This is a genomic window from Microcoleus sp. AR_TQ3_B6, assembly GCF_036702785.1.
Classification (GTDB): Bacteria; Cyanobacteriota; Cyanobacteriia; order Cyanobacteriales; family Microcoleaceae; genus Microcoleus.
This window is the reverse complement of record NZ_JAUBVJ010000001.1, coordinates 35,086-47,450: the sequence shown is the minus strand read 5'-3', so window position 1 is coordinate 47,450 and position 12,365 is coordinate 35,086. Positions and strand designations below refer to the sequence as shown.

Annotated in this window: 14 protein-coding genes; 8 read left to right on the top strand and 6 right to left on the bottom strand. The window is 44.6% G+C overall.

Annotated features, from left to right (window positions below; all coding sequences use genetic code 11):
* The first annotated feature begins 303 nt into the window (after positions 1-303).
* Complete coding sequence (locus tag QUB56_RS00240; RefSeq protein ID WP_332952146.1) at positions 304-429, top strand: hypothetical protein; 126 nt, start codon at positions 304-306, stop codon at positions 427-429.
* Positions 419-559 (top strand): DUF4926 domain-containing protein, encoded by a 141-nt coding sequence (locus QUB56_RS00235; RefSeq protein ID WP_332952144.1) that lies wholly within the window; start codon positions 419-421, stop codon positions 557-559. The genes QUB56_RS00240 and QUB56_RS00235 overlap by 11 nt, the downstream gene beginning before the upstream one ends.
* Before the next feature lie 273 nt (positions 560-832).
* On the opposite strand, the gene QUB56_RS00230 is transcribed toward QUB56_RS00235, so the two are convergent.
* The 4 genes from QUB56_RS00230 to petN form a co-directional block, all read right to left on the bottom strand.
* Entirely contained in the window at positions 833-1,021 is a 189-nt protein-coding gene (locus QUB56_RS00230) for a CsbD family protein (RefSeq protein WP_332952143.1), read from the bottom strand.
* Positions 1,022-1,106: 85 nt separating this feature from the next.
* On the bottom strand, positions 1,107-1,349 hold the full coding sequence (locus QUB56_RS00225; RefSeq protein ID WP_332952142.1) for a DUF167 domain-containing protein: 243 nt from the start codon (positions 1,347-1,349) through the stop codon (positions 1,107-1,109).
* A 301-nt stretch (positions 1,350-1,650) separates the two neighbouring features.
* Positions 1,651-2,253 carry a DJ-1/PfpI family protein gene (locus tag QUB56_RS00220; protein WP_332952140.1) on the bottom strand — a complete coding sequence of 201 codons (603 nt, stop codon included), beginning with the start codon at positions 2,251-2,253 and terminating at the stop codon, positions 1,651-1,653.
* Positions 2,254-2,345: 92 nt separating this feature from the next.
* Positions 2,346-2,435 (bottom strand): cytochrome b6-f complex subunit PetN, encoded by a 90-nt coding sequence (gene petN, locus QUB56_RS00215; RefSeq protein WP_071883976.1) that lies wholly within the window; start codon positions 2,433-2,435, stop codon positions 2,346-2,348.
* A 447-nt stretch (positions 2,436-2,882) separates the two neighbouring features.
* On the opposite strand from petN, the gene QUB56_RS00210 reads away from it, so the two are divergent.
* The 6 genes from QUB56_RS00210 to QUB56_RS00190 all read left to right on the top strand — a co-directional run bounded on the left by QUB56_RS00210 (position 2,883) and on the right by QUB56_RS00190 (position 6,877).
* On the top strand, positions 2,883-3,362 hold the full coding sequence (locus QUB56_RS00210) for a hypothetical protein (RefSeq protein WP_332952138.1): 480 nt from the start codon (positions 2,883-2,885) through the stop codon (positions 3,360-3,362).
* A gap of 14 nt (positions 3,363-3,376) precedes the next feature.
* Entirely contained in the window at positions 3,377-3,637 is a 261-nt protein-coding gene (locus QUB56_RS00205) for a hypothetical protein (RefSeq protein ID WP_332952137.1), read from the top strand.
* 360 nt (positions 3,638-3,997) lie between these two features.
* Positions 3,998-4,381, top strand: coding sequence for an IS110 family transposase (locus tag QUB56_RS37035; RefSeq protein ID WP_445243294.1), 384 nt, complete (start codon positions 3,998-4,000; stop codon positions 4,379-4,381).
* Positions 4,263-4,532 carry a transposase gene (locus QUB56_RS00200; protein WP_445243293.1) on the top strand — a complete coding sequence of 90 codons (270 nt, stop codon included), beginning with the start codon at positions 4,263-4,265 and terminating at the stop codon, positions 4,530-4,532. The genes QUB56_RS37035 and QUB56_RS00200 overlap by 119 nt, the downstream gene beginning before the upstream one ends.
* 90 nt (positions 4,533-4,622) lie before the next feature.
* A complete protein-coding gene (locus QUB56_RS00195; RefSeq protein ID WP_332952134.1) occupies positions 4,623-4,808 on the top strand; it encodes a hypothetical protein in 186 nt (61 codons plus the stop codon).
* A 341-nt stretch (positions 4,809-5,149) separates the two neighbouring features.
* Positions 5,150-6,877 carry an ABC transporter ATP-binding protein gene (locus tag QUB56_RS00190; RefSeq protein ID WP_332952133.1) on the top strand — a complete coding sequence of 576 codons (1,728 nt, stop codon included), beginning with the start codon at positions 5,150-5,152 and terminating at the stop codon, positions 6,875-6,877.
* 415 nt (positions 6,878-7,292) lie between these two features.
* Here QUB56_RS00190 and QUB56_RS00185 read toward each other — a convergent pair whose 3' ends face one another.
* Both QUB56_RS00185 and QUB56_RS00180 read right to left on the bottom strand, forming a co-directional pair.
* Positions 7,293-11,759 carry a WD40 domain-containing protein gene (locus QUB56_RS00185; protein ID WP_332952130.1) on the bottom strand — a complete coding sequence of 1,489 codons (4,467 nt, stop codon included), beginning with the start codon at positions 11,757-11,759 and terminating at the stop codon, positions 7,293-7,295.
* Positions 11,760-11,858: 99 nt separating this feature from the next.
* The gene (locus QUB56_RS00180) at positions 11,859-12,182 is read right to left on the bottom strand and encodes a hypothetical protein (RefSeq protein WP_332952128.1); all 324 of its coding nucleotides are present in this window, start codon (positions 12,180-12,182) and stop codon (positions 11,859-11,861) included.
* Positions 12,183-12,365 lie beyond the last annotated feature (183 nt).

Genomic DNA, 12,365 nt, shown 5'->3' with positions numbered 1-12,365 from the left:
GAGTCAATCGATTTTAGATTTTAAATTTTCGATTTTAGATTGACCCCACGGATAAATGCTCTTTCTTGAGGATTTTCGAAAATCGATTTTGGATTGATTCCACGGATAAATCACGTGGCGGGTACCACCTTTGAAATTCGCTTGTCAAGGTCAATAATTCCACACTCCTCCACGAACCACGGACTACCCCCCACGGACTATCATTCCGGTGTTACCGGAATTGATATAAAAACCGGGTTTCTGCCTCCCGGACTAATCTCGATCGACCCGCCCCCAGCCAGGTCAAAAAGTGAGGTAAAAATAATGAAAACAATTAAAGACCTACATATTGTTGCTTTAACAGAAGACTTACAAGCAACCCGTTTTGAAACAAAACAAATCATTAAATTATCTTTCATGACAAGTAGGAACAGTTGTGATGGAATTTGATGGCAGTGCTTTTGAGGTAGAATTTTCTCATCAAGATGGCACAAATTATGCAATGGAGACAATTCCCGCCACACAATTAATGCTTTTGCATTATCAATTACTAGAATCTGTAGGGGCGGTTCGCCGATAAATTTGGCCACGCACCAATAATGTTGATAAACCACCCCCCACCCAACGAATAACCCCGATGAAGCATCGTCGCCCAACCGTTAAATTCAATTAATTCGGAATTTTTTTGTGGGTGGGGGCGGGTTGATGAGATGGTTAGTTTTTGGTAATTATGGTTGGTAAAACCCGCTCCTACATATTGGTACAAATGATTTAGGATCCTTATAAGAAAAAATCCCGCAAACATATCGTTTGCGGGATTTAGTAGGCAGGAAAATTGTAGCGAATACTGTTACTAAGCTTGGTCTACAATCTCTTTTGCTTTATCTTTCAGGTCTTCTTTCAGGTGAATTGCTGATGCTTCGTCCTGCTTGGATTGACCTTCTAATTTATCTTTCTGATTGCCTGTAACTTCGCTAACAGCTTCTTGGATTTTGCCTTCAATATTCTTCGCTGTTGCTTCGACTCTATTTTCAATGCTCATAATTTTATATTCTAACTCTACAACTACTAATCTATGATTTTAAATTTGAGTCTCAATCCCTCTTTAGATAGATTTGTTATTACCTTTATTTCAAAGTTAAAGGTTCCATTGGAATTTCCACAAGTTTATTTCTGGAGGAAAAACCGGATTTAATGCCGATCGCAGATTTCGGCACTTTAAACTTTTTCGCCAACAGCATGATTAATTCTTGATTGGCTTTACCCTCGACTGGCGGCGATTTGAGATGTACTGTAAGACTGCCGTCTGGTTGTTCTGCGATGCTTTGCTGTTTGGAATTAGGTTTTACTTTGACTGTTAAGATTTTCATCGTCTGAAGGAAGTTCGGCAACGCGCAGTGAATCCGGATTTAACTAATTTTAATGAGGGATTTTGAGGGAAAAAGTCAATCGATTTTAGATTTTAGATTTTAGATTTTAGATTGCTCCCACGGATAAATGCTCTTTCTTGAGAATTTTCGATTTTCGATTTGGGATTGATTCCACGGATAAATCACGTGGCGGGTACCACCTTTGAAATTCGCTTGTCAAGGGTGAATAAAGGACAATTGGCAATTACCAATTACCTGTTGCGTATCAACCAGGTTTTACAGCGTAATTCCTATTTATCATTCACGAAACGAGGATTGTTTCTGAATGTTCGATCTTCGTTCCCAAAACTTTCAGGAATTGGGCCAGCCAGTTAGGATGTGCTGGCCACGCGGGGGCGGTGACTAAATTGCCATCAACTACGGCTTCGGTAACTGGAACTTCTGTATATTTGCCGCCGGCCCGGAGTACGTCGGGGCTGCAAGCGGGGTATGCGGTGCAGCGTTTGCCTTCGAGTACGCCTGCTGCTGTTAGAACCTGTAAGCCGTGGCAAATAGATGCGATCGGCTTTTTGCTGTTGGCAAAGTAGCGGGTAATTTGCAGCACTTGTTCGTTGAGGCGGATGTATTCTGGGGCGCGTCCTCCCGGGACAATCAAAGCGTCGTAGTCGGCCGGGTTGATTTCGTCAAAAGTCGCGTTTAAAGTGAAGTTGTGACCGGGTTTTTCGCTGTAGGTTTGATCGCCTTCAAAGTCGTGAATTGCGGTGCGAATTGTTTGGCCTGCTGCTTTGTCCGGGCAGATGGCGTGGACGGTGTGACCTACCATTTGCAGTGCTTGGAAGGGAACCATTACTTCGTAGTCTTCTACAAAGTCGCCGACTAGCATTAATATTTTTTTGGCAGTCATGTTTACAACTCGTGTTATTTTGATTTGGTTAAATAGCATGAACCAAAAATGCGGGGCAGTTAAAAAGCTCGCCCCGCAAGCTATTGTGGAATCTAGAAACCGTTGCGTCCCCAAATGACCATTGAAATTGAGAAGGAGAACAGAACTAGCACCGAAACCCAACCGAGTGACAAAATATCCATAGCTATTTATTGAACAAACTGTACAAAGTGACTCCAAACCTTTTGACATCCACCCCGACCTGAAGGTACGGGGATTCTCAAACCTCACGATTTGAATTTCTGCTTCTTCGCCACTGCCTCCACCCTAAAAGAGATTTGGTCTTATGTTCGCTCCACAGACTAACCCCGCAAGCCCTGCGGTTTTTACGTGTCGAATACCAAAGGGAATTCTTTGTAGTTTTGATTCTAGGGATGTTTACCATTGCCCTATCCTCTTTTCCCGGTCTACCGATTTTGCTTCGCCGCCAGCACAAGGCTGAACTTCGCTCGTATAGGCTGTTTGATCCATCGTCTCGGGTGGGTCGTTGACCAATTATATTGTAATATAAAGCCGTCCTAAAAGGACGAGGTTTCTACCCAATTTTCTGATGATAAATCAATTTGAGCTATTTTAAGAATGAGGACGCCGTGAAGGACTCGTCAAATTTTAGTGCCGCTGAACGGGTAGAATCTTTGAAGGCAGGGAGTGTTGCTGCTTTGTCTTGTTTGCTGGGTTTTGGGGCGATCGCTCTGGGTAATAGCTTAATTCTAGCGGATAGGTTGGATTCTCTGGCGAGTTTGCAGGTAAGGGAAATTGACCTAAATTTTGCCTTCCGAGGGGCGATCGCAATTTTGGGCGGTTTTTTGTTCGGCGTGACTTACCGCTATGCGATTCGCCGAGATGTTAACCCGCAGCTTAAATCTGGTGCGGTGTTGGCTTTTGGGTTGGTGCGGGCTTTTGGACAATTGGATGCTGGATTGTTTTTTGAAGCCGGGAAGATGCCCGCCCTACAGGAGTTATTGCCGTTTGCTGTTCGCGGTGCCGAGAGTGTAGTATTGTTTGCGATCGCGGGTTGGGTTTTGGATTGGGCGATCGGGCGATCGTGGATTAAGCCTTTCGATTCTTGAGATTTGCCCTGTTCGTGAGTCAGAGGGCGGGTTTACGAGATGATCCGTTTGAGGCAATTATTGTTGGTGAAACCCGCCCCTTGTATCTTAAAAGAGTGAGGACGGTCGATCGCCTGATTGATTCAGGCGATCGTACCGATCATCAGGCGATCGTACCGACAAGTAGGCGATCGTACCGATCATCAGGCGATCGTACCTTATTTAAGGTAAATCTAAAGAAACAACAAAAGTTTCTGACACTGCTGGTGCAAGTTTCAGTAGAAAGTGCTGTTTAAGGACATCAGAAATAGGTGAAGTTGCCCCCCCTTAGACTAAACAAGTCTGTTATGTAGATAAGGTCCCATTACTGATGACAGGCGCACCAAGCACAGGCGGTATCTTAGGATCTCGACACGATCGAGAAAGCCTGCATTCACTCTTGTTAGTATTAATTGCCTCTCAAGTTCTTTAATATATCGGAGTACATGGAGAACAAATAATGACAACAGTCTTAGGCATAGACATCAGTACAAGAGACTTTCATGTCTGATTGCTCAGAGAAGGTCCTGCGACTAAACCCCAAAATTTTACTAATAATACTCAAGGGTTTGAGAGTTTACATAACTAGCTCAAACAACAAAGTCTAGTTGAACTTCATGCTTGTATGGAAGCCACTAGCATTTTGGCGTGACGCCTTAGCAGAATTCCTTTATGGGGAAGGCTTTCAGGTAAGTATCGTCAATCCAGCTCCGATTAAAGGGTTTGCCAAAAGCGAACTTCTGAGAACTAAAACAGATTCCGTAGATGCAACATTCATTGCCCGTTTTTGTGCGGCAATCAAACCATCATTATGGACACCTACTGCGCCCGAACTCAAGGAACTACAAGCCGGCGTTACGGCGTCTCGAATCAGTCACAGAAATGATGACGAGCGTACAAAACCGTTTGGAAACGGCTACGCCAACAGTTGCTGCCCTTACCCAGGAACATTGGGACTATCTTCCGCAGCAACAACAACTAATCAAAAAACTGATTGGTGACCATTTTGACCAATACCCGCACTTAAAACAACAGCGCGAGCTGTTGACTTCAATTCCTGGCATTAACGATTTAACAGCTTCTATATTATTAGCTGAAATTGGTGATGTTTCTGATTGCGATAATGCTCGTCAATTGGCAGCGCCAGTTTAACACGCCCGCCAACGGAGTTCTGCGACTTCCGTTAAAGGCAAAACTCGTTGATCGTGCACCGGAAACGTCCGACTGCAAAAAGCGTTGTATATGCCAGCGGTAGTGGCGATGCGTCATCACCGTTTGTTGAAAGCAATGAGTGAGCGATTATTGGGTCGTGGCCAGGTCAAAATGCAGGTAATTGGTGCTTTGATGCGGAAATTGGTGCATTTGGCTTTGGGTATTTTAAAATCCCAAAAGCCTTTCGACCCCCATTATGCGATCGCTACCTCTTAACAGGTCAAGACAGTATCTACAAAAATCGCGGTTCCTCGACGGGACATGATATTACGCAGAGAGCCCCTCGCATCCCCCTTAAAAAGGGAAACTTTGAATAATAATCTTGTCCCCCCTTTTTAAGGAGGGCGCCGGGGGACTCGAAGAATGATTTTAGATTTTAGATTTTAGATTTTAGATTAAAGAATTGAAGAATGGGACAATTAACCCCACGGATGAATCCGGGGGCTTTGTATCCGGGATGCTTTCCGTGAAGAATGATTGTTGAGATTGGCCCGATCGCTGTTATCATATTCTGGCTCAGATATCTGTAGAAACACAACTTACAGAGGTAAAATATCTTGAAAACTCGATCGACATACTGGCAAATCTTACCCTACCTCCGTCCCCAAAAACAAACCATCGGTAAAGCATTAGCTTGTACCGTAGTATTTACCATATTTTGGCCGATTATAGCGTGGCTAGTTGGCGAAACTGCCAAATTTATAGGTAAAGGAGATTTACAAGGGTTCGCTCAAATTGCTGCACTCAGCGCCATTATCTTTCTAATTCGCGGTACAGCCCAGTACGGTCAAGATACGCTGATGGCAAAAGCAGCTTTGACTATTGCTTTAGAAATCCGCAAAAAAGTCTACTCCCACCTCCAAACTCTCAATCTTGGCTACTTTGAAACTGCCAAAACGGGAGACTTATCCTACCGCCTCACAGAAGATATTGACCGCATTGGCGAAGTCGTAAATAAATTTTTTCATCAGTTTATCCCTTGTGTTTTGCAGCTAATTGCGGTCATGGGATATATGATTTATCTCAACTGGCAATTAACCTTGGGTGCATTAATTATTGCACCGCTGATGGCTATCTTAATTGGCTGGTTTGGCGAGAGACTGCTGAGTTACTCGCGCCAAAGTCAAAATCGCATCTCTGATTTATCAGCTTTGCTGACAGAAGTATTTAGCGGCATTCGTTTAATCAAAGCATTTGTAGCTGAAGACTACGAAATTGCCCGCTTTGCAGAAGAAGCAGAACAAAACCGCCGCGCTAAGTATCTGTCAGAACGAGTAAAAGCACTTCAGTTCGTTGTAGTTGGCTTTCTGGAAGCGATGAGCGTGATTTTGCTCTTTTTCCTGGGAGGTTGGCAAATTGCTCAAGGAAATCTCACTGGTACTCAATTTATCAGCTATATCGCAGGGGTGGCACTTTTAATTGACCCGATCGCTATTACAACTGCTAATTACGGGGATTTTAAGCAGGGAGAAGCTTCTAGCGATCGCATTTTTGAATTATTAGCAATTAAACCAACAGTAGTTGAAAAACCTGGGGCGATCGAACTTCCCCATGTTACAGGCAAAGTCGAATACCGCAACATTAATTTTGCCTATAACTCAGAGACACCCATTCTGCAAAACATGAGTTTGTTGGTGCTTCCCGGAGAAATGATTGCTTTGGTGGGCGCATCGGGTGCGGGTAAAACTACTTTAGTAAACTTGTTACCCCGATTTTACGATCCGCAAGGGGGACAGATTTTAATTGACGGTATTGATATTCAAGATGTCACGTTAAATACTCTGCGGAGGCAAATCGGAATTGTACCGCAGGAAACTATTCTTTTTTCTGGTACAATTGCTCAAAATATCGCTTTCGGTCAATCTTATTATGAACTGAAAGATGTTCAAAAAGCTGCGGAGATTGCTAACGCTCATCAATTTATTAGTCAGTTTCCCGAGGGCTATCAAACTTGGGTAGGAGAAAGGGGTGTAAACTTATCTGGCGGGCAAAAACAAAGAATTGCGATCGCCCGTGCAGTTCTGCTCGCTCCCAGAATTTTGATTTTGGATGAAGCGACATCGGCGCTGGATTCGGAATCCGAAGGTTTAGTGCAGGAAGCGCTGGAAAGATTGATGCGCGATCGCACGGTTTTTATTATCGCTCACCGCTTGGCTACTGTGCGGAGAGCCGATCGCATTTTAGTTTTGGAAAAAGGCAGAATTGTCGAATCTGGGACCCACGAGGAGTTGCTGGAAAAGGGATCTCGCTATGCTGGCTACTACGCTCAACAGTTTAGTCAGTAGGCTACGTTAGAAACCGGGTTTTTGGCCGTTTCTGCTGGTCTCAACGAAGTATTATCGAAAAAACCCGGTTTCTGGTTACCCGCGCGCACTTCGACAAGAAACCGGGTTTTTGGCCGAATCTGCTGGCCTCAACGAAGTATTGTCGAAAAAACCCGGTTTCTGACTACCCGTGCGTAAGTCCTATTCAAAAGCCTCTCTCGTCTCCAAAGACAATTGATCTCTGACTAGCATAAAGTCGTCAGAAAACATATTCAAACTATCAAAAAAAGTTGGTCAAGGCTTTTCTGGTATAATCACAAAAACTTCAACCTCTTCGCCCACAGATCCAGGCGGCACTTGAATTTCAAGTTTATTTCCTGCCAGAACTTTGGTTGTAATCCGTATTGCTGACTACATAGTTTCTCCTTGGCGATGATTAATTTTCAATAGCCCCTAAAGCTTTGAGCGTGGCTTTTACAGCTTCCGTTAAACCCGTAACACCCTTGATATTCATGCGTTCATAAGGTCGGTCACTTTTGAGTATTTTAAGGCACTCACCAGTCTCAACTTCCCAAATCATAATTGTGCCATCCCGACTGCAAGTAGCAACCAATTTACCATCATAATTTAAGGCAAATGAGTTAATACTACTGGTATGACCTTGCAAAATTTTTAGACACTCACCTGTACGAATATCCCATAATCTTACCGTGCGATCGACACTTCCACTAGCAACTAACTCACCCGAATAACTAAAGGCCACTGAACGTATCCAATCAGTATGCCCGTGAAAAATATTGAGGCATTCACCGCTGTTGATATCCCATAGTCTTACTGTTTGATCGACACTTCCAGTGGCAAGTATTTCACCGTTATGGCTAAAGGCGATCGCCCGTACCCAACCCGTATGCCCCTGCAAGATTTGGAGGCATTCACCAGTATGGATATCCCACAGCCTCACCGTTCCGTCATAACCTGTACTGGCAAATATCTCGGCCAAAGGACTTAAAGCAACCGAGTATAATGAACTTTTATGCCCTTGCCAGGTTTTGAGGTATTCACCACTGCGGATATCCCACAGCCTCACCGTTTGGTTATAACTACTACCACTGGCAAGTATTTCACCCGAAGAACTAAAGGCGATCGACCGTACTTTTTTTCCACTCTCTGGCAAAATATTGAGGCATTCACCACTGCGGATATCCCACAGCCTCACCGTTTGGTCATAACTTCCGCTAGCAAGTATTTCACCGTTTGGATGGAAGGCAACTAAATGTACCCGATCGAGATGACCCTGCAAGATTTGGAGGCATTCACCAGTGTTGACATCCCACAGCCTGATTGTTTGTTGGTCATCGCCGCTGGCAAGAATTTCACCGTTTGGACTAAAGGCTACGGACCTTACTTTAGTGCTATGCCCTTGCAGCGTATTCAAGCATTCACCGCTGTCGATGGCCCACAGCCTCAGCGTTTGGTCGTAACTACCGCTAACAAGTATTTCACCAGCAGGATGGAAAGCCACTGACCCTACTGTATTGCTGTGCCCTTGCAAAGTATTCAAGCATTCACCAGTGCGGATATCCCACAGCTTCGCTGTTTGATCGTAACTTCCACTTGCGAGTATTTCGCCCGAAGGACTAAAGGCGATAGACCGTACTTGATCGAAATGTCCCTCCAAAGTTTTGACACATTCACCGCTACCGATATTCCACAGCTTCACTGTTTTGTCGGCGCTTCCACTAGCAAGTATTTCACCAGCAGAATCGAAAGCAACTGAAAACAGGTTTTTAGTATGACCTTGCAAAGTTTTGAGACATTCACCAGTACCGATATTCCATAGCCTCACGGTTCTGTCGCCGCTTCCACTGGCAAGCATCTCACCAGCAGGATGGAAAGCAACTGAAAATACACCTTTAGTATGGTCTTGCAAAATTTTGCAGCATTCACCCCTGCGGATATCCCATAACCTTACCGTGCGATCGAAACTCCCACTAGCGAGTATATTTCCATCAGGATTGAAGGTGACAGACATTACTGATTCCGTATGTCCCTGCAAAACTTTTAAACATTCACCAGTATTGACATCCCATAACTTGATTGTTTTGTCATAACTCCCGCTAGCAAGTATCTCGCCGTCTGGACTGAAGGCGACAGACTCCACGATGTTGGTATGTCCTTTACAGGTCAATATTTCTTTGCCACTGCTAGCTTCCCACAAGCGAACTAGGCCATCACTATCACCTGTAGCTAACAGTTTTCCATCCGGACTAAATATTACAGATCGAACACTGCCGAAGATGTTAGTAAAAGCAGAATTAGCCAAATTCGCTTCAGCCAAATTGACGTGGCGCAGCGTCGCATTTGTAAAATCAGCACCTAAAATAACTGCACTAGAGAGGTTTTTTCCTTCTAAAGCAGCATTGTCCTTTTTCACCAACAGCGTCGCCGCATTCCCTCCCACATAACCCACCTCGCTTTCAGTTTTACCCCGCGTTGCTTCCAGGATTTCCATAAGCGGCAAAACCCCGGTTTCTGAAAGCATCGGCAACAACAAATCCATGACTGCTTTCGTTAGTGGCGTTTGTCCGAAACTTTGACGAAGTTCACTTAATTTTTCAGAAACAAATCCCTTCAAAGGCGCGATAAGTTCCTTCTGATTTCTCTTCTGGGCCTGAAGCCGACAATAATTAGACCAAGTGTACGATCGAGGTTCTGTATCAGGGTTGACACAAGACTGTTCAGGCGCAACTAATTCGGTAAAATCTGCGGCCAAAACTCCCAATTCCGCTGCAAATTTATAAGCGACAAAAAACTCTAACAGCGAACGGTGCGCCGGAGTATAATCCCCATCTGCATTGCGGATCAGCATCGTTTGACCCATCATGTCATAGTGCCAGTGGTCTAAGTCTTTTTCCTCTTGCACGATGGAACCAAACAAGCTGCGGATGCGATCGGGAAAACCGCGATAATTCAGGCTCATTTGGTCGGTAGACAGCATTTCCCAAGACAGTTCGCACAAAAAGTAAAGCTTATCTGCTAAAGAAGTAAAAGTACGTTCTGCTTTGATATCTCTCTCTATCTTCCGCCGCACCGCATACAGATAAATCCGCGACATATCGACGGGTTTTCCAGCTTCAATATCGGGCAATGCTTCCAAAATTAACTCGGTCATCACCGGGCGACGCGCTAAATCCAATAGTTGCGGGCTTCCCATCACTTTTTCGACAGTCGCCGCTTCTGTTTGAAATGACAGCGCTTGCCGAATTTGCTCGTCGTTAAATTTTTCTAGTTCTAATACTTCAAATTGCGGAGTTTCGCCTGTTAAAATAGTTGTTGATGCTTGCAGTTCTGCATTTAATAATGCCCGTCCTTCCTTGGCTTCAGGAAAATGTTCGGTACGGCAAGTGAGGAGAACTTTTGCGCCGGGAACGACGGTTTTGGCTAATTCCCAAAAGTTGTTAATCATTTCCTGCCGATCGCACTTAGCGGCCATTTCATCAAAACCATCAAAAATTAGCAGAAACTTGCCCATGCGATTGAGTTGTTCAAAGGCCGAATAACCCGCCAAAGGTATCTCGTGTTTCCGAAAGAAAAACTCGGAAAACAGCGACTCGACACTAACTGCTTTGGCGTAATCTCGCAAAGGAATTACTAACGGCAAACGCGGACGTTCTAAGCCGCGTTTTTGAGCATCTCGGTAGCGTTGCAGTGCCATCCAAGCATAGTGCATCGCAAACCAAGTTTTCCCCGTCCCAAATTCTCCTAAAACTGAAATATGTTCTTTAACTGGGTCATCTAACCACAGGTCAATATAACCTTCGATCCAGCCATCTCGACCGTCATAATGACTCACCCCTATCTTGCGCTGAGTATCGGGGTCTATTTCTTCTTTCGTACAGGCTAGCGGCACATATTTTGTATCAATTCCTCGGCTGGTTATTTCAGTTTCTAGCCAATCGAGATAAGCGGTAAAATCGGCATCTTGGTCGAGTAATTCATCAAACGTATAGCAAGCTAAATTACGATTTTCGGCTTTCTCTACTTCATCCCGCGCGGCGCGACTGATGCGGCGGGCTGTGACTAACCACCCTTCATCGGTGCGATGTTTTTCCACGGACTCGCGCAAAGCTGAGATATCCCTGAGTCCGGCTTCTCCGGCAATTCCGCGTACTAAAATGCGATCGTAGCGATTGCGTCTAACCGGGACATTGATAATCCATTCAAAATAGTTATCCTCCGAGATTTGATATGGCTCAAACTTATAACTTAATGTTTCAAACCAACCTCGAACTTGCTGTGATAAAATAAAAGCTTGAGACTTTTGAATATTAGTTGATTCTGCCGCGTGAAGGGCGGGAGAATCTTCGGCTTCTAACCGTGCAATTTCGGTGCGAATTCCTTCGAGGGTGGGGAGGCGTTCGATGCGTTCCATTACCATAGATAGGCGTTTTTGCAGAGAGGCGATCGCATTTCCCACCATCACCTCTCCGGGCGTTCGCGTCCGCTTTGCTACTTCCATAAACACGGCGGCAAATGCCATGAATTCCCGTCTGGGGTCAATGCCTAAATCTCGAATTTCTTTGCCTAAAGCACTCTCATTCAGATAGTCATCGCCTGCTTTAATTAAAATGGCTGGGCTATCGGACTCGAAAGCTTTGCGAAATGCTGATTCAATCTCTTTTTGGCGAAACAGTTCTAAAATCTGCTTGGGTTTGCCAGCGCCATACTCTACTAAAGTATAAACATAGATTCCACTGAAATCGGCTGGCGGTGCGTCGGGTTCGAGGTTAAATCTTTTTAATAATTTGATGACTGTTTCGTTGCGCTGAAACTTGTCTTTGATGGTGCCGAAGGGAATGGCTGTCAGGATACTGATAACGGAGTCGAGACTAATTGGGATCATTGAGGTATTCCTGTTTGTCCGCGGTCGTAATGCTCAAATCTCAAATCGGTAGGCTGTTTCCCTGAAATGCGTTGCGGGCGATCGCAAACTGCTCTATTTTTATGTTAACGCATCAGCCAACTGTCGCGCACTGACAGTCCGAGATTCGTACAGTCCGAGATTTGCCAGATTCCGACTGTAATCTAACAGTCCGAGATTTGCCAGCTTCCGACTGTAATCTAACAGTCCGAGATTTGCCAGCTTCCGACTGTAATCTAACAGTCCGAGATTTGCCAGATTCCGACTGTAATCTAACAGTCCGAGATTTGCGATATTCCGACTGTAATCTAACAGTCCGAGATTTGCCAGATTCCGACTGTAATCTAACAGTCCGAGATTTGCGATATTCCGACTGTCCGACAGGGGTTGAAACCCCTGTCTCATAGCAAAAGTCCTCTAAAGAGGACTAGGGAATCATATTTTCTTTAGGTAATTTGATTCGACCGAGGTATTATCTTGATATGCACTAAAATTATTGGCGATTTTTTTACCCACAAATAGGATAATTTTCAATAAATTATTCAGTCCTCTTAAGAGGACTTTCGCTATGAGGCGGGGGTTTTAACC

Excerpts from the sequence above, each read along its gene's own strand:
- QUB56_RS00240 (WP_332952146.1), top strand. The coding sequence starts at position 304 with ATGAAAACAATTAAAGACCTACATATTGTTGCTTTAACAGAAGACTTA.
- QUB56_RS00235 (WP_332952144.1), top strand. The coding sequence starts at position 419 with ATGGAATTTGATGGCAGTGCTTTTGAGGTAGAATTTTCTCATCAAGAT.
- QUB56_RS00230 (WP_332952143.1), bottom strand. The coding sequence starts at position 1,021 with ATGAGCATTGAAAATAGAGTCGAAGCAACAGCGAAGAATATTGAAGGC.
- QUB56_RS00225 (WP_332952142.1), bottom strand. The coding sequence starts at position 1,349 with ATGAAAATCTTAACAGTCAAAGTAAAACCTAATTCCAAACAGCAAAGC.
- QUB56_RS00220 (WP_332952140.1), bottom strand. The coding sequence starts at position 2,253 with ATGACTGCCAAAAAAATATTAATGCTAGTCGGCGACTTTGTAGAAGAC.
- petN (WP_071883976.1), bottom strand. The coding sequence starts at position 2,435 with ATGGATATTTTGTCACTCGGTTGGGTTTCGGTGCTAGTTCTGTTCTCC.
- QUB56_RS37035 (WP_445243294.1), top strand. The coding sequence starts at position 3,998 with ATGCTTGTATGGAAGCCACTAGCATTTTGGCGTGACGCCTTAGCAGAA.
- QUB56_RS00200 (WP_445243293.1), top strand. The coding sequence starts at position 4,263 with ATGATGACGAGCGTACAAAACCGTTTGGAAACGGCTACGCCAACAGTT.
- QUB56_RS00195 (WP_332952134.1), top strand. The coding sequence starts at position 4,623 with ATGCCAGCGGTAGTGGCGATGCGTCATCACCGTTTGTTGAAAGCAATG.
- QUB56_RS00185 (WP_332952130.1), bottom strand. The coding sequence starts at position 11,759 with ATGATCCCAATTAGTCTCGACTCCGTTATCAGTATCCTGACAGCCATT.
- QUB56_RS00180 (WP_332952128.1), bottom strand. The coding sequence starts at position 12,182 with ATGAGACAGGGGTTTCAACCCCTGTCGGACAGTCGGAATATCGCAAAT.